Annotated in this window: 13 protein-coding genes and 1 pseudogene; 6 read left to right on the top strand and 8 right to left on the bottom strand. The window is 64.4% G+C overall.

Annotated elements, in window-relative coordinates:
• Window positions 1-93 precede the first annotated feature (93 nt).
• The 5 genes from IT350_03340 to IT350_03320 all read right to left on the bottom strand — a co-directional run bounded on the left by IT350_03340 (window position 94) and on the right by IT350_03320 (window position 4,862).
• Window positions 94-585, bottom strand: a complete 492-nt coding sequence (locus tag IT350_03340) for a hypothetical protein (GenBank protein ID MCC6157059.1) — start codon at window positions 583-585, stop codon at window positions 94-96.
• Entirely contained in the window at window positions 578-1,075 is a 498-nt protein-coding gene (locus IT350_03335) for an NUDIX hydrolase (protein ID MCC6157058.1), read from the bottom strand. The genes IT350_03340 and IT350_03335 overlap by 8 nt, the downstream gene beginning before the upstream one ends.
• Window positions 1,076-1,091: 16 nt before the next feature.
• Window positions 1,092-1,826, bottom strand: coding sequence for a DUF1641 domain-containing protein (locus IT350_03330; protein MCC6157057.1), 735 nt, complete (start codon window positions 1,824-1,826; stop codon window positions 1,092-1,094).
• A 225-nt stretch (window positions 1,827-2,051) separates the two neighbouring features.
• Window positions 2,052-3,308, bottom strand: coding sequence for a competence/damage-inducible protein A (locus IT350_03325; protein MCC6157056.1), 1,257 nt, complete (start codon window positions 3,306-3,308; stop codon window positions 2,052-2,054).
• A gap of 186 nt (window positions 3,309-3,494) precedes the next feature.
• The gene (locus IT350_03320) at window positions 3,495-4,862 is read right to left on the bottom strand and encodes a hypothetical protein (protein MCC6157055.1); all 1,368 of its coding nucleotides are present in this window, start codon (window positions 4,860-4,862) and stop codon (window positions 3,495-3,497) included.
• 221 nt (window positions 4,863-5,083) lie between these two features.
• On the opposite strand from IT350_03320, the gene IT350_03315 reads away from it, so the two are divergent.
• The 3 genes from IT350_03315 (at window position 5,084) to IT350_03305 (ending at window position 10,735) form a co-directional block, all read left to right on the top strand.
• Entirely contained in the window at window positions 5,084-7,393 is a 2,310-nt protein-coding gene (locus IT350_03315; protein MCC6157054.1) for a hypothetical protein, read from the top strand.
• A 156-nt stretch (window positions 7,394-7,549) separates the two neighbouring features.
• A complete protein-coding gene (locus IT350_03310) occupies window positions 7,550-9,319 on the top strand; it encodes a hypothetical protein (GenBank protein MCC6157053.1) in 1,770 nt (589 codons plus the stop codon).
• Window positions 9,320-9,520: 201 nt separating this feature from the next.
• Window positions 9,521-10,735: a hypothetical protein gene (locus IT350_03305; GenBank protein ID MCC6157052.1), complete on the top strand. Its 1,215-nt coding sequence runs from the start codon at window positions 9,521-9,523 to the stop codon at window positions 10,733-10,735.
• A 97-nt stretch (window positions 10,736-10,832) separates the two neighbouring features.
• On the opposite strand, the gene IT350_03300 is transcribed toward IT350_03305, so the two are convergent.
• Window positions 10,833-11,147, bottom strand: a complete 315-nt coding sequence (locus IT350_03300) for a ferredoxin family protein (GenBank protein ID MCC6157051.1) — start codon at window positions 11,145-11,147, stop codon at window positions 10,833-10,835.
• A gap of 148 nt (window positions 11,148-11,295) precedes the next feature.
• Between IT350_03300 and IT350_03295 the strand changes: the two genes are divergently transcribed.
• The 3 genes and pseudogenes from IT350_03295 to IT350_03285 all read left to right on the top strand — a co-directional run bounded on the left by IT350_03295 (window position 11,296) and on the right by IT350_03285 (window position 14,680).
• Entirely contained in the window at window positions 11,296-12,216 is a 921-nt protein-coding gene (locus IT350_03295) for a hypothetical protein (protein MCC6157050.1), read from the top strand.
• Window positions 12,217-12,417: 201 nt separating this feature from the next.
• Window positions 12,418-13,431, top strand: coding sequence for a recombinase RecA (recA, locus tag IT350_03290; GenBank protein ID MCC6157049.1), 1,014 nt, complete (start codon window positions 12,418-12,420; stop codon window positions 13,429-13,431).
• 40 nt (window positions 13,432-13,471) lie between these two features.
• Window positions 13,472-14,680, top strand: a pseudogene (locus tag IT350_03285) (PilT/PilU family type 4a pilus ATPase).
• Between the two features lie 675 nt (window positions 14,681-15,355).
• On the opposite strand, the gene IT350_03280 reads toward IT350_03285, so the two are convergent.
• The gene (locus IT350_03280) at window positions 15,356-15,781 is read right to left on the bottom strand and encodes a helix-turn-helix domain-containing protein (protein MCC6157048.1); all 426 of its coding nucleotides are present in this window, start codon (window positions 15,779-15,781) and stop codon (window positions 15,356-15,358) included.
• Window positions 15,782-15,938: 157 nt separating this feature from the next.
• Window positions 15,939-17,192, bottom strand: a complete 1,254-nt coding sequence (locus tag IT350_03275) for an Nramp family divalent metal transporter (protein MCC6157047.1) — start codon at window positions 17,190-17,192, stop codon at window positions 15,939-15,941.
• Between the last annotated feature and the right edge of the window lie 10 nt (window positions 17,193-17,202).

Genomic DNA, 17,202 nt, shown 5'->3' with positions numbered 1-17,202 from the left:
ACCCCCCCTGGATCGAATTGTTCGATGTGTGTCATGCGCCTGGCGCGTCGGCCATGACGATCGTCACGGCCGCACGAACGAATTTGGGCGACGTTACCGACCGGCGGCCGGGCGAACGATCCAGCCGGCGTCGCCCTCGTAAAAATAATCCGTCCCGTCGATCGTGACCAGCAGTTCCGACAAAAACCCCTTGTGATGGCGCGCGTGGCCGCTCACGCACGCCGTTTCGGGCCATGACGCAAGCGACGGTCCGAGGTTCTCGGGCAGGTCGGGCACCGCGGGCAACACCAGCTCCTCGCCGTCCTCGGTTCGCACGCGGGGCTTGAGCAGATCGGACCCCGACACCGGCAGCGGCGGCAGCATCGTGCCGGTAAATCGGTGATAGCCCTCGAAACGCAGGTCTTCGGAGAACGTCTGCAACTCGTACCAGCGGAAGAGTACGAACGTCATGACAACGCCGAACGCCGCGACGACGACGGCGATGACCAACGTGCCGCGCCAGGTCTTGCGCGGCTCGGGCGGGTCGGGCGGCGCCATCGAACCGAGCGGCGCGCGCAGATCCGGCGGCGCATGCCGGTCAGACATCGCGAACCCCCGGCCAGCGGTTGTCGGAGCGCATCGCGAACGCGGCCTCGATCGCGCGTCGCTGCAGCGGCTTCATTTGCGCGGGCAGCGCGTCGCCCGGCGCGAACCAGCGCGCCTCGTCGATTTCGCCCGACGCGCGAAACGCGCCGCCCCGGTAACCCGCCGCGTAAATGATCTCCATGCGCACCGAGCCGGGATCGGTCTCGACCGCGAGCGGCCCGAAGACCTCGATCTCGAAACCCGATTCCTCGCGCACCTCGCGGGCCAGCGCCGCGCGCGGCGACTCGCCCCGGCGCATCCATCCGCCGGGCGTACCCCACGCGGTCTTCGTGCGATAGGTGTGGTGGAACAGCAGCGCGCGCCCGGCGTCATCGAGGATCACGCCCGTGCAGCCGACGATGAAGTGCGTGTTGAAGAGCCACAGGAGCAGGTGCTGAAGGCCGGGGACCACGCCGGACGCCTTGAACGCCCGCGTGACGAGGTCGGCCAAGGCCCGCCCCGCGCCGTCAGGCCCGCACGCGCATGCGCAGCGAGCCGGACATGGGCACCGCGGCCTTGACGTCGGTGACGAACTTTTCGGCGTCCTGGATGTTCGTGACGAGCAGGTCGAGTTGATCCTGCGCGGCGGCGGGGCTCGCCATGCCCATCGCGTAATCGCCCAGCAGGTTCAGGGTGTTTTCGATCGTGTCGAGGCGTCCTTCGATCACCGCGCGTTTGTCCATCACCTCGAAATACTTGGCTCGTCGCTGCTCGTAGATCGACAGGTTCTGTTCGAGGATACCGCGGATCTCGCCCTCGGCGGCCGGCAGTTTCGATTTGATCTCGGCGATCTTCTGGTCGTAGTTCTCGCGGATGTCCTTGATATACGCGTCGATGCGGCTGCGCAGGATGAGCAGCTCCAGAAACACGGCGAGCATGCGGTCGACCTGCGCGAGCTGGCCCTGCAACAGGGTTTGGAGCGTGCCGACGTTGTTGAAGTCGCGGCGGATCTGCTGGACTCGGTCGATCAGGCGGAAATAGCGCTCGCGGGCGTCCTTCTTCAGAAAGCGAAGCTGAAAGAGCGGACGGCCCGAGTATTCGAGGGCAAGGCGCGTCGCGATGTAGGCCGACTCGAGGCCGAATCCGACCCAGAACGGCAGCGGGCTGTCGGTGGTCCAGCACGACACCGCCCACGCGCCCACGAACAGCAGGTTGAATCGGTTCAGGATCGGATGCAGCAGCAGCGGTTTGTACCAGGCCACGCGTTTCCTCCGGCGCACTCTTCATCGGCGACGCCGCATTATCGGCACGCGCCGCGCGCGTTACAAGACGGGGGGAGTCCCCCCACCACGCCCCTCGCCGACGCTCGCCCGAGACGACCTTGTCGTGATGGGCAATCTTTCCCTGCAGCAGAAATTGGCTCGTCTCGTGCGGATACAGTTTCGTTGAATATGCTCCGCCGATTCCGTCTCTTTTTCGGCGCCCTGTCAGAGCAACTCCACAACCCTTCGCCGGAGCATGTTCAGCGCGTAGTGGGCCGTCAGGCGACGGACCCAATCGCGTCCCGCGCGGAAGACCTGGTGCGCGTGCTGCGTGTCGCGGCCCGTTTCGGCGAGCGCGACGTGGACCGTGCCCACGGGTTTGTCCGCCGTGCCGCCGTCGGGGCCCGCGATACCGGTGACGGCCAGCGCGAGGTCCGCGCCCGATGTGCGCAGCGCGCCCTCGGCCATCTCCATCGCGCATTGGGCCGAGACCGCGCCGTGCGTCGCGATGGTTTCAGGCCGCACGCCGAGCCGCGCGATCTTCGCCTCGTTCGAATACGTCACGCACCCTTCGCGCAAAAACGCCGACGAGCCGGGGACGTCGGTGAGGAGTTTCGCGATCAGGCCGCCCGTGCAGCTTTCGGCGAGCGCGAGCGTGCGTCGAGACTGCGTGAGCCAGTGCGCGACGGTGGCGGGCAGGTCGCGGCCGTCCTCGCTGAAGATGTGTGGACCGAGTTTGGCGCGAAGCTGATCGCGCGCCTCGGCGACGCGGGCCTGCGCGACATCGGCGGATTCTGCCGACGCGGCGAGCGTGAGTTTGATCTCGGGAAATTCGGGACCGTAGATCAGCATCACGCCCGAATCGGGCCGCGGCCAGTCGCCCAGCGTCTCGGCGATCTCGGATTCGGCGAGACCAAACAGACGCACTTGATGCTGGGCGACGTGCGTGCCGTCGGCCATGCCCGCGAGCCAGGGCAGGATGTATCGCTCGCACAGTTCCTTGGCCTCGCGCGGGACGCCGGGCACGAAGACCGCCTCGCCGCGGTCGGGATCGGAACAGCGGAATCCGTCCGCGGTGCCGACGGGGTTCGGCCACACCTGCGCGCCCTCGGGGAACTGCGCCTGACGCACGTTCGATTCCGGCATGGGCCGTCCGCGCCGCGTCCAGAATTCGCGCAACCGTTCGAGCGACGGGTTGCTGGTGACGATGGGGCGCTCGAAAACCTGGGCGGCGGCGTAACGGGTGCGGTCGTCCTCGGTGGGACCGAGGCCGCCGGTGACGACGACGATTTTACGCCGCGCCAGCGCCTCGCGCAGGGCGTCGGCGATGCGGTCCTGCGTGTCTCCAACGACGGTGATGCGCGCGAGCGACCAGCCGACCGACGCGGCGCGCTGGGCGATGAACGTGGAATTGCTGTCGGCGGTCATGCCGAGCAGAAGCTCTTCGCCGGTGGCGACGATCTCGAATTCGCGGCGATGCATGGGCACTCCTCATGAGCCCGCGCACTTCGTCCCTCGGATGCACTCGGGACTTCATTTGCGGCACGGACATCGCGACGTCGCGGACATCGCGACGTCGTTGGCGTCGCAACGTCGCGGGCATCGGGGCGGCACGGACGCCGCGCGGTCGCGGAAACGGCCTTATCTTAGCGCCATTCGTGACATTCGCTAATTGAAGGGCCGCAGGCACAGGTACGGCATTTCGCAGGCGTGGCGGGACACCGTGGTGCAATACTCGCCGTCGATCGGTTTCATGATGACCGAGGGCGTCGTCGTCGAGACGAAGTCGGCCATGATCGTCCCCGGCGTGTATTCCAGATCGTCGTGGCGGCAGACGGTGGTGCGCCACGGGCGGATGGCGTTGATCGACGGGTCCCAGTGGTCGCGCGCGATTTGGCCCGCGAGGGCAAGGTCGATCTTGCCGTAGTGCTCCTCGAAGAGCTGGTTCAGCCGGTGGTAGCGGCACTGCGTGGTGTGCTCGGGCTCGTAACCTTTTTGTTCGGCGATCATCTCGGGCGCGACGTAGTGATTGGTCGCGATGACGTAATCGCCCATGTCGCCGGTGCGCAGCGCGGTCTTGCCGCCCGACACCTCGATCACCTCGGCTTCCTTCGTGAAGCCGTCGGTGAACATGTAGTTGAGCCCCATGGTGCGGTCGTTGGCGCGAATCACGTCGAGGGCTTCTTCCACCGAGTCGGAATACTGGATGGCTTCGCGCAGAAGCAGCAGCATCGGCACGCCGCGCATGTCGGAGTCGTACGACGAGTTGTACGCCAGCGCGCCGGTGATGCCGATGTCGCTCATGCCCACGTGCGTGCCGATCAGTCCCGTGATGCCGGTGTGCACGAAGGAGTGGCCTTCGTCCGGGTGGACGATGGCGACGTAGTTGAATCGGTGGAAGAGGTTCATGTAGTCGAAGTTGCGCGTGGCGATGAGCTCGCCGTCGGCGGTGGCGTCGCCCCACGACGCGGTGAGCGAGCAGAACTCCACGTCGAGGTAGTTGTCCATGAACGCGCGGATCGCGCCGAAGATGTCGCCGAGGCAGTTGCCCGCGACGATCTCCTCATACGTCACGTCGTTGTTCAGGCCGTCCACGAGTCCGCGCATCTCCTCGGCGAACTCGGGCCGGATGTTGGGCTCCAGATTGACGGGCACGTTTTGCAGCAGCCGCCACACCGCGCCCCACGGGTCGATGTAGTTGCGCACGAGGTGGATGATCTCGGTGACGGGTTCGCGCAGCAGCTCGCCCATCTGGTAGCCCATCTCGTAGGGCGAACCCGACACGTGCAGCACGCGCACGCCGTTGCACATTTCCAGGTAACCCTCGCCGCTGCGCGCGACGAGCGTGCAGTTCGGCCACTGGTCGAGATCGGGCGCGGGGTTGTCGTCACCCGCGTCGTTCGCTGTCTCATCCGGTCGCTCGCTCGCGGGGGAATTCAAATCGGCCGGCTCGACCGGCCATTCGTCGCTGCTCGGCTCGCACGCCGCGACAAACACCATCGTCACACTCAACACGGTCAACATGAACGCGCGCATGCCGTCCCCGATCGCAGCGAAATTCGAACGTGAGATAACAGATGATTGTCGGATAGAGGATGACGCTCGTCAAGAATCGCGCGACGCGGGCATTCGCGTAAACCCCGGCGCGAGCTTACGAAAGGGCGGTTCCTCCGTGATCCCTCTTGCATTTTCACGGTCTCGGCCTATGCTCCGCGCCCGTTTCGGCCTTTGAACATCGATGATTTCGTGAGGATTCCATGACCGTCGAAACACGCGCCGACCGGGTTGCGGATGACGACTCGCCCCGCCGCACGCTTCTGATTGTTTTCATTCTCTCGTTCACCACGCTGCTGTTCGAGCTGCTGCTCTCGCGCATGTCGGTGTTCTACCTGAACTACGCGAACAGTTTCATCGCAATTCCGCTCACGCTCTTCGGCCTGGCGGTCGGCAGCCTGCGCGTGCATCTGGGCCGGACGAAGCCCGACGACATCGACATCCGCCGCGACCTCGTCGCGCTCGCCGCCGTGGCGGCCGGTGCGTTCGCGGCCTCGTTCGCGATCTACTCGAGTCTGTTCCCCATCACCTATCGCGGCAACCTCGCCAGCGCCACGCAGGTCGCAAAGACCTTGATCTTCGTCGGCGTTTTCCTGCCACCGTTCTTTTTCGTCGGCAAGATTCTGACCACGCTCTACGCGCGCAACCGCGCGATCATCGGGCGGCTCTACGGCATAGACCTTGCGGGCGCCGCCGCCGCGTGCTTCGTCACGCCGCTCGCGATCCACGTCATCGACCTGCCGCACATCATCGCCGCCGGGCTGTTCGCGCTCACGGCGCTCGTCGCCATCGCGACGCGCGGCGCGCGGGTGCGCACCGTCGTTGCGCTGGTCGCGGCGAGCGCGCTCGTCTGGCCGAGCCTCGTGTGGCTCGAAGGCCGGTACGACCTGACGCGGGCGATCGGGAGAGAAGGCAGGGCGACGGTCACCGAGCTTGCGCATCGGTGGAACGCGTATTCGCGCGTGTCGCTGCTGCGCGTCGAAAAGAGCAAGTCCACTCACTACGAGATCATCCACGACAATGCCGAAAGCAACGTCACCGTTCGCCGGTATCATCCCGAGGGCGGCAAACGCGATTCCATGACGAAAGTGCTGAACCTCGAAAAGCTCGGACGCCCGACCGACGACATCCTCGTCATGTTCGCGGGCTGCGGCGCGCAGATGATTGAATTCCACGAGCGCGGAATGGGGCAGAAGAGCATCGTCGGCGTTGAAATCAATCCGCTCGTCACGCGCTTCGCCGCTGAAACGCCGGAGCTCGCCGACTTTCGCATCCAGGAATTCTACGACCGGCCCAACGTGGACGTGGTCGTGATGGAAGGCCGGCGCTACCTCGACACGCACCCCACGCAGTTCGACGTGATCTACGTGGCGAACAACGCGGCGACCTCGCAGTACAAATCGGGACACAGCCGAAAGTACCTCGACACCTACGAGGCGATGGCGTCGTACCTCGACCATATGCGAGACGACGCCCTCCTGATCTACCGCTGCCAGCCGCTCGAGCACCTCGTCCAGATCTTTCAGGTCCTTTTTCAGGAACGAGGCCTCGGCGATCTCGGGCTGCGCGCGATGATCGTGGAGTTCAGCGGCGGGAAGTGCGTCGACATGATCGTGTCGAAAAAGCCCTTTACGGCCGACGAGGTCGCGGGCATGAAGGAGTCCTATCCCAAGAGCCTGCTCTACGCGCCGGGCGTGAAAAACCGCGCCGGCGAGGCAGGCCTTCTGCTCGAGGGTCCGACTCCGGCGAAATCCGAAATCGTCACCGACGACCGGCCCTACATCGAAAAACTCCTCTTCAGCAAGTTCACGCTGATTCCAAGCAAAAAGCAGATCGACAACCGCGGGTTCTACCGGAGCTGGATCAAGATCATCACGCTCGTGATCGTGTGCGCCGTGCTGGTCGCCATCGTCGCGGCGCTTTATCTCAAGCGCGCGCCCATGCCGCCCGCGCCACTCATGCTCTATCTCGTCATCACGGGCTTTTGCTATATGCTGGTCGAGATCGCGCTGCTGGGAAAACTCGACCTGTTTTTGGAAAACCCGCTGTACAGCATGGCGCTGCTGCTCAGCCTCTTCCTGCTCACCAACGCCGCGGGGTCCATGTTGTACGGTCGGTACGGATCTCGGCTGCCGATGAACGTCATGCCGCTCATCATGGCGGCGATCAGTTTCGCCGGTCTGTACGCAATGGAGACGATGATCGGCGCGCGGATCGGGATGCCGCTCCCGTTGAAGATCCTGCTCACGGCGCTCGCGCTCGCGCCGGTCGGCGCCGGGCTCGGGCTCTTCTATCCACACGTGGTTACCGAACTCACGCGCACCGGCCGCGCCGACGCCGTGCCCGTCACCTACGGCTTGTCCACGCTCTCATCGGTCGCGGGCGCAACCTACGCGATGACCCTTGTCATCAACATCGGTTATGCGAGTCTTGTGTATCAGGCGATCATCGGTTACGCGGCGCTCGCACTGATGCTCGGAGTGTTTGCACTGGCCGGTCGCGCGAAAGCGTGAACCCGGCGGTCTGGCCCGGCGGCCTTCGGCCGGGACGGTCTGCAACGTCGCGGGCGGGGGCGCCCTCGCCACACGTCAAACGCCCGAGCAGACCCCGTGGTGGATCTCCCGTCCGAATTCCTGTAAATAACTTGAACCTGGGCCGGGGGCCGCCGTATGCGTCGGAACCGAAACAACGCGTTCATCCTGTTTTTCGCGACATTCGCGCTGCTCGCGTCGGTGTTCGGGTGCGCGAACGGCGAGTCCGACAACGACGCCGATGACGACGCCTCGGGCGACGTCCCGCGCAACCTCGGGCCGGATTTCGGCGAGGGTGACGACGCGAATGACGATCCCGATCCCGACGCCGAGACGCCGGACCCCTTCGGTTTTGTCCCGCCGCTTTTCGGTCCCATCGTCGCCGGGTGGGAGTACGCGCTCATTCCCGGCGAGCCCGCGCCGGACAACCCCTCCAAGGGATCGAAAACCCCCGACGAATACAACGTCATTCCGCTGTTCCGTTTCCGACTCCAACAGGACATCGACCGAGGCGGCCCGCCGCGTCCGGTGCGCACCATCTTTATCCTCATGCCCGGTTACACCGCCGGGGCGACGCAGCTGTTCCCCATGGCTCGCTGGATCGTCGAACAGTCGCAGGGGCTCGTCGAGGTCTGGGTGCCCGACCGACGGCACGCGCTGCTGGAAGACCAACGCGGCATGGACCTCGCCGAGAGACTGCACGATCCGTGGATTGCGTACGACTACTATTTCCGCGGCGCGCGTATTGACGGTCGGCGTTACGTTCCGCTGCACCCGCGCGGTCCGAAGACCGACATGATGAGCGAGTGGGGACTCGATCTGTGGATGCGCGACCTGCGCCGTCTGGTCCACCTCGTGCCGCGGGGCCGGCGCGCGGTGAACGTGGTGATGGGCGGCGACTCGCGCGGTGCGTTGATGGCGCAGACCTTCGCGGCCTGGCGCTTCGACGACGGCGTTTACGGCGCCGAGGAGATCGCGGGGCTCGTGCTGTGGGACGGCGGGTATCGTCCGCGCGTCGGCATGACGGAATCGGATTACATCAAGGACCTGCGCGCGATCCGGCAGGGCGAGAAGCGGCGCTTCGAGGCCGTGGGTCTCACGGGCGCGTCGCTCTATATGCTCGAGATCCTGGGCATGGCGATCCAGGACGGATTCGTCGATCCGAACAATCCTTCCCTCGGCTCGCACGGCGTCTTCGGCGAGCGCGGCCCGCTGGAACTGCTTTTCCCGCTGCTCACCCGCTTTCACAACATCACGATGACCAACGAGGCCATGCTCGGCATGGTTATCGACAGCGACACGATCCCCGCGAACGACTTTCTCGCGCACGCCGGCAAGCTCTCCGGCGGACCGGTCGCGCACGGATTGCTGGGCGACTACCCGACCGACCCCGCTTCGCTCTACACGTGGTCCTATTGGGACGAATGCGACCCGAGGGAGCTGGTCGATCTAAAGCGGGCGGGCAGGATGTTCTACGAAGGGCCGTCAAACTTCACGGACCCCTACTATTCGTCGCGCCTCGCCCTCGACATGGACGTTGCGGGTTGGCTGGAAACCGAGGGCTCCTGGCGCGAGAACTACTTCGACATCTCGAGCGGCCGCGTCGATGTGCCGATCTTCGCGATCTCGTCGGCGATGTGGGCGGACTCGAATCAGCTCGATCTGTACAAGACGATGATCGCTCCCGTGCGCGGGCAGATCCCCGGCGAGGAGCTCGGCCGAGACGAATACGGGTACGTGCGTCACGTGCTGCCGGACTGGAGCCACTTGGATGCGCTGATGGTCGAGCCCGAAGTCAATCCGATGATCCCATTGCTGGTGGATTGGCTCGACGAGTGGACGACGGGTTGGGCATGGGTACCGCGCTTCGGAGACCGAATCCAGGCGCAATCGTCGCCCGAGTCCTGACGCAGGCGTAAACGGGCCGGCGCTGACCGGAAGAAAAAATGACTGACCGGTCATTTTTTTCTTGGCAATCGCTTGAGCGGCATGCTAAAATAACCCAAGTTCTGGAATTTTTGGGGGCAGTTTCGACGCGCGGGGGGCGCGAGCGGGAAATTGTCCGGGCTCGCGTTCCGGCGTCGAAAGCTTTCCACCCGGGGAGGGCGAATGATGAAGCGCCGAGTGGCCGCGACGATAATGGTGATCGCGCTGACGATGGTTGTTCCGTCCGCGCACGCCGCGACGATTTATTCCTCCAATTTCAACGGTTCGCCGCCTTCAGGGTGGGTGATCGTGAACAGCGGGTCGAACCCCTGGGAGTGGGTCGATTTCGATATTTACCAGTGGCTCTATCGACCGTGGCTGAGTTCCGGCCTGTTCAGCGAGGGTTTCTACGAGGTCATCCGCATCGACGACAACCTCGATTTCACGGAATTGATTTCGCCGGCCTTCGACCTGTCCGGATGGCAGGGCACGAGCATCCAGTTCAACACTTACTTCGAGCCGGTCATCATCCTCGGCGGATCGCGCGCGACGCTCAAGATCTGCGCCGACCCGGGTTGCGACCCGGTGGACGATGGCGTTGAACTCTTCTCCTGGACGTCCACGCACGACAACGAGACCGTCGTGATCGACATTTCAGATTACGCGGACCTCGAACCCTACGTGAAGCTGACCTGGGTGTTCACGTCACTCGACGACGACATCATCTCGTACTGGGCGATCGACCGATTCTTCCTGTTCGGCACGACCACGTCCACAACAACCACAACCACGACCACGACGACCACCACGACGACGACTCCCACCACGACGACGACTCCCACAACGACGACAACTGAGCCGCCGACGACGACAACGACCACGATTGTGACCACGACGATGGAACCGACCACGACGACGACCATCACGACGACCACGATGGAGCCGCCCACCACCACGACCGTCGTCACGACGACCAGCACCACCACCACGACCGACAGCGGCGACGACGACACCGCCGATGACGACACTGCCGACGATGACACGGCGGACGACGACACGGCGGACGACGACACGGCGGACGACGACACGACCGATGACGACACCGCCGACGACGATACCGACGATGATTCGGACGACGACGCCGACGATGACTCGGCGGACGATGACTCGGACGATGATGTGGATGACGATGCCGATGACGACGCGGATGATGATGCCGACGATGATTCGGATGATGATTCGGACGACGACGCAGACGACGATGCGGATGACGATCTCGACGACGACATTCACCCGGGCGACGACGACGCGACGGATGACGACGCGGACGACGACACCGGCCTGAGCGACCGGGGTGACGACGACGACGGCAACAACGGAAACTGCTGCGGCTGTTAGGCGACCCCGACCTGAATGAAACGCCCGGCGTGATCGGTTCCGCCGGGCGTTTTTCCATGCCCGCGATGCGCGATCACCCCGTGTTGAGAAGTTGACGTCAGGACTTGTTGCGGAACACGTAATCGCTTTTCGGCGGCGCGGTGGGCAGTGGATCCTTGCGTTCGAGGATGACGGGGTAACGCATCGCCATCTCGCGGTTGACGCCGACGGCCGACGCGAATTCCGGCGGCGCCTGATCGGCGTCGAAGATCGCCTGCACCGGGCATTCGGGCTCGCAGGCGCCGCAGTCGATGCAGGTTTCCGGATGGATGTAGAGCATGGTCGGACCCTCGTGAAAGGCCTCCACGGGGCACGCATCCACGCAGTCCGTGTATTTGCAGTTGAGGCAGCGCTCGGTCACAACGTACGTCACGGGGGGTCTCCGGGCCGGGTTCTCGAACCGCCACAATAATCCCTCCCGACAATCTGTCGATGGGGCCGTCGGAACATTGATTTCGCCGGGCGCTCCCCTTACAATTCCGTGGCGTTCTCGGGATTTTCCGGAAAAGAGGATCGGGGCCATGTGGCTCTTATTCGCCCTCGTCGGTGCGGTTGTCTGCCTGGGGCTCATCGTCCTTTGGTCTTACGTCGCCCGCATGGGCGAGGCGCGCGTCATTGCGGCCGTCGAACGTGCGCACCGCGACGTGGAGAAAGGCAAGCTCGGCCGGGCCGAGCGGCGGCTCTACGACGCGATGAAGTGGAGCGGCTGGAACTACGAGGGTTACCTCGCCGCGCGGACCTCGAACACCACCCAGAATATCGAGCAGGTCGCCCCGCCGGTGGTGCGTGTCGCGCGGATCATCAAGGCCTTGCCCAAAAACACCTTCGCCTGGATGCCGCCGGGTTTCCTGCTGCTCGCCGAGATCTACGAACGACAGGGCAAATCCACCAAGGCCGCAAAACTGTATGACGATCTGACGACGTTTTTCGACGGGTACGGCGACGACGTGGCCTACAGTGATCGCTGCCGGATCTTCGAGCAGATCTACGGCCGGCAGGCGCGCTACGAGCTGCAGGCCAAGAACGGCGTGGGCGCGATGCGTCTGCTCGCCGGTTCGCATTTCATGCGCGTCGGTTGGCTCAAGGCGACCGGTCAGGAATCCCTGCTGGTCGAGATCGTGCCCTACGTGCCCGACGACGCCATGAATCGAGCCATCGAGTTGGTCGGCCGGCCCGAAGCCCGGGCGATCGTCTGCGAGGTCATCGATCGTCAGGTCCGCGCGATTCAGGGGCGCATCAACGCCGCGGGGCTGATGCGAGAGATCGACCTGTTTTTTGCCGGCTCCGCCGCGCGCAACGCCGACGACGCGGAGTTGCTCGCCACGCGCGACATCATCCACCGCGCGCTCAGCCGCGCCGCCGAAATGGACCGGCGCCACAAACCCGACGGCGAGCCGGAAGAGACCGAGGACCGACCGAAAACGATCATCCTGAGCGAGTGACCGGCCCTCACCCCCGACCCCTCTCCCGCCGGGCGGGAGAGGGGTGGCGAGCGGCGCGAGCCGGGGTGAGGGATTTCGAGCTGATCGGGAGTGTCCGTTCAACTTTCATTGTGGAGGAGACCCGTGGCGGAAAAAGTGACGGCGGAAAAGGACAAACACGCGGACAAGACGGCCGAGCGGCCGGCCAAGGACAAGACACAGATTCGCGCGCTCGACGCGGCGGTGGCGCAGATCGAACGCGCCTACGGCAAGGGCGCGATCATGCGTCTGGGCGACGCGGTGATTCCCGAGGTCGAAGTGGTCTCCACCGGATCGGTCGGGCTCGATCTGGCGCTGGGCGTGGGCGGCGTGCCGCGCGGGCGCATCGTTGAGATCTACGGACCCGAGGCGAGCGGCAAGACGACCCTCGCGCTCACCATCCTCGCCAACGCGCAAAAGACCAACGGCATCGGGGCGTTCATCGATGCCGAACACGCGCTCGACGTGCAATACGCGCGCAATCTGGGCGTCAAGACCGAGGAACTGCTGCTTTCGCAACCCGATACCGGCGAGCAGGCGCTCGAGATCGCCGAGGTGCTGATCCGCAGCAACGCCGTGGACGTGGTCGTCATCGACTCCGTCGCCGCGCTCACGCCCCGGGCCGAGATCGAAGGCGAGATGGGCGACACGCACGTGGGTTTGCAGGCGCGCCTCATGAGCCAGGCCCTGCGGAAACTCACCGCCGCCATCAACCGCAGCAACACGATTCTGGTGTTCATCAACCAGATCCGCATGAAGATCGGTGTCATGTTCGGCAGCCCGGAGACGACCTCCGGCGGCAACGCGCTCAAGTTCTACGCCTCGGTCCGTCTCGACGTGCGCCGCATCGGCCAGATCAAAACGGCGACCGACGTGATCGGCGGACGCACCCGCGTCAAAGTCGTCAAGAACAAGGTCGCCGCGCCGTTTCAGCAGGCCGAATTCGACCTCATCTTCGGCGAAGGCATCAGCTACGAGGGCGAACTGGTCGACATGGGCGTTGATCGAAAGATCATCGACAAGATCGGCTCGTGGTTCTCGTTCGGCGAAACCCGAATCGGCCAGGGCCGGGAAAACGCCAAGAAATTCCTGAAGGACAACCCGGACATCCGCGACCAGGTGGCAAAAGCCGTCCGAGAGTCCGGTCCGGGAGGCATGCACGCCGCCGCGCCCGAAGCCGCGGACGCGAGCGAATGACCGGCGACGGATCATGACGGCGGACCCCCAGACCGAGCAGATGCGCGCGCAGTTTCACAAGCTTCTGGGCTTGGCGGCACAGGTGCAGGCGTCCGACATCCATCTCAAGCCGGGAAAGGGCGCGGTTTTCCGTATCAACGGGCAACTCCTCGAAGTCGAGGGATTTCCCGAGCTGAACCCGCAGATGATCAACGGCTTCGCCAAGCTGATGATGAACGAACGCCAGACCGAGGAATTCAAGCGCCGCCACGAGATCGATCTCGCGTAGTCAGTCTCCGGCGTCGGGCGCTTCCGCGCCAATGTCTTTCAGCAGCGCGGCACGGTCGCCATCGCGATGCGCGCGATCCCCTTCGACATCGGCACCTTCGAGGATCTCGGTTTGCCGCCCGTGATGGAAAAGATCGCGATGGAGCGGCGCGGCCTCGTGCTCGTCACCGGCTCCACCGGGTCGGGCAAATCCACCACGCTCGCGGCCATCGTCGATTTCATCAATCGCCGCCGCAACGCGCACATCGTCACCATCGAGGACCCGATCGAATACCTGCTGCGCGACAAGATGAGCATGATCGCCCAGCGCGAGGTCGGCTTCGACACCGGCACCTTCCTGTCGGCGCTGCGCTCCGCGATGCGTCAGGATCCCGACGTCATCCTCGTCGGCGAAATGCGCGACATCGAAACCATCACCACCGCCCTCATGGCCGCCGAAACCGGCCATTTGGTGCTCGCCACGCTGCACACCACCGACGTCATGGAGACGATCCACCGCATCATTTCGTTTTTCGACGCGGCCCGGTCCGAGCAGATCCGCTTTCAGCTCGCCACCGTCATCAAGGCCATCGTCTGCCAGCGCCTCATCCCGCGGATCGACCAGCAGGGGCGCATCCCCGCCGTCGAGGTGCTCGTCGCCACCAAGCGCGTCAGCGAGCTCATCAAGGACCCCAAGCGAACGCACGAAATCACCGACGTGGTCGCGGGCGGCTTCGCGGCCTACGGCATGCAGACCTTCGACATGAGCCTGATGAAGCTGTGCCTGGAAAAAAAGATCGGTTACGAAGACGCGATGGAAAACGCCAGCAATCCGGGCGACTTCTCGCTCAAGATGAAGGGCGTATCGTCCACGTCCGACGCCGAAATTACCGAGTTCCAGCGAACCGCGTCGCGCCCGCGTCCCGGCGCCCCGACCTCGGGCTCCGCGCCGAATGAACCGGCCCCCAAGCCCAACATGGTCATCGAGCGTTTCTCGAAGTGAGTGAGCGGCCGACGACGGGACATCCGCCCAGGTCGCAGTCCACCCCGGTCGGCGAAAATCCAAACAAAAACGCCGCCCGAAGGCGGCGATTTGAATGAGCATGCAATCCATTGCGCTGTATGTCTGGGGCAGGAAGCGGATGAGATGACCAGATTGATCGGGCTGGGAGATTGGTGGTTCGAGGTCCGGTCGGCGAGGCCGCCCGGGCCGTCATATTTTTTGAGGTTGCATGGAGAGTTGTGATGCGCGCTCCTGCCTCGTATTCCCGGTTTTGAAAGACCCGACGGTGAATGAACCGTCATTCACTTTCGACCTTAACGCAGCGCGTAAAATCCGTCAAGCCTTTTTTCTCGGAATCCGAAAAAAACGTCCGGACGCTGACAGTCGGGTGTTTGAACGCCCATTCACATCGCTGCGATTTGTTCAATATTATCAATCAATTAAGCGCGTTTGCGACGCGCGGGAGTCTCGGGACCCCCTTTAGCACTGACCGGGAACCGTTGTCAAGTCAGCCAGAGCGGATTTCGCGCCTTGCGATGCGCTCGATTTCGCCGTGCCGTTCTGCATTTCTTTTCGGAACCGGCGGCGAAGTCCTCGATCAAAATCGACACGGCAGCTCAAATTCCGCGGCTCGCGAAATCGCCGTGGCCGGGATTCCGGTGGAGTTCCGCCGCCTTAGACCGACCGGCCAATATGGGAGTCGACGCCGCGTTGCGCGGCGCGCAGCCGATCGATCCGCCGGCGCGTCTTGCGCAGCGCCGCCCGCAGGTGACCGAGTGCCGTCGACTGGGAGATGCCCATGCTTCGCGCGATCTCCCTCGAGGACAGGGTTTCGATCAGCATGAGCGACAACGCCCGCCGCTGGCGCGCTGTCAGGCCGGGCATCGACTCGATCTCTTCGACCGTGATCTCGTCGCCGATCATCTCTGACCAGGGAATGCGTCCGTCGGTCGCCGCGAGGATCGCAACGGTGTGGGGGCTGGCGGGAATCATCGCGCCGCGCCCGTGATGCTCGACCTCGGCGACGATCGCCGCGACCGGCTCGCACAGCGTCGCGCACTCGTGGAACCGCTCGCAGCTTCGGCAGTCGTGTTGGACCATGGTTTTCTCCCGGGTGTTGGTTTTCGATGTCGCGGTGGGATTGTCGCGCTAACGGGTGCCGGAACGCAAAGCGCAAATCGCGCCGCGTCGCGCCGAATGGCGCATCGGTGAGTTTTTGGTAGTTGGATTTTGGTTGTTGGCGGAAGCGGGGGCAGCCCTACGCGTTGCGGATGACGTCGTAGACGTAGGAGAGCGACAGCGCCGTGAGAGCCATGGCGGTCAGCCAGCTCGCGACGTTGTACACGCGGCTGTTGGCGTGCTCGCCCATGAGTTCGCGGTCGCTGGCGAGGATGAGCATGAAGACGAGCACGACCGGCAGCAGCAGGCCGTTGACGACCTGCGAGTAGAGCATGATGTTCATGAGCGAGATCTTGGGGATCAGAACGATCGCCGCGCCCAGCACGATCGACGCGGTGTAGAGCACGTAGAACTGCTTCGCGTCGGCGAAGGAATGATCGACGCCCCGCTCCCACCCCAGCGCCTCGCAGATCGTGTACGCGGTCGAAAGCGGCAGGATGCACGCGGCGAACATCGACGCGTTCCACAGGCCGAACGCGAACAGGTGCCGCGCCCACGGTCCCGCGAGCGGTTCGAGCGCGGCAGCCGCGCCCGCGCCGTCCTCGATGGCGATGCCCTGCCGATTCAGCGTCTGGGCGCACACGATGATGATCGCCGCGGCCACCACGTGCACGACGATGCCCCCGATGATCGTATCGGCCTTCGAATACGCGTAGTCGTCGATGTGCACGTTTTTCTCGACGATCGCGGCCTGTTGATAGAACTGCATCCAGGGCGCGATCGTCGTGCCGAACAGGCCGATGATCATCACGAGATACGCGCGGCCCGGCACCCATTTGGGTGTGACAAAAGCCTGCGTGATCTGCTCGACGGGCGGATGCACCAAATGCGCCGTGATGAGATAGGCGACGTAGAACAGGCACGCGGCCAGAAAGACCTTTTCGACCGAGCGATAGTTGTAGCGGATGACGAGATACCACACGCCGGCGGCGCACAGCGGCACGGCGATCCACGGCGGCACGCCGAAGAGCCGCGCGGCGGCGGCGATGCCCGCGAACTCGGCCATGACGTTGCCGAAGTTCGTCACCAGCAGCGCGAGCATGAGGTAGAACGTGATCTTGACACCGAATCGCTCGCGGATGAGCGACGAGAGCCCCTGCCCCGTGACGACGCCCATCCGGTTGCACATCTCCTGCACCATGATGAGCACCACGCACATCGGCCCGAAGATCCACAGTGTGTCGAGCCCGAACATCGCCCCGGCCTGACTGTACGTGGCGAGCCCGCCGGCGTCGTTGTCCACGTTGGCCGTGATGATGCCCGGCCCCATGACGGCGAAAAACAGCGCGATGCGCTGCGTCCACGGTCTGCGGGGTTTCTCGTTTTCCGCCATGCGGTTACTT

The sequence above is a fragment of the Deltaproteobacteria bacterium genome (assembly GCA_020845895.1).
Taxonomy (GTDB): domain Bacteria; phylum Lernaellota; class Lernaellaia; order JACKCT01; family JACKCT01; genus JADLEX01.
This window is presented reverse-complemented; position numbering and strand designations above follow the sequence as displayed.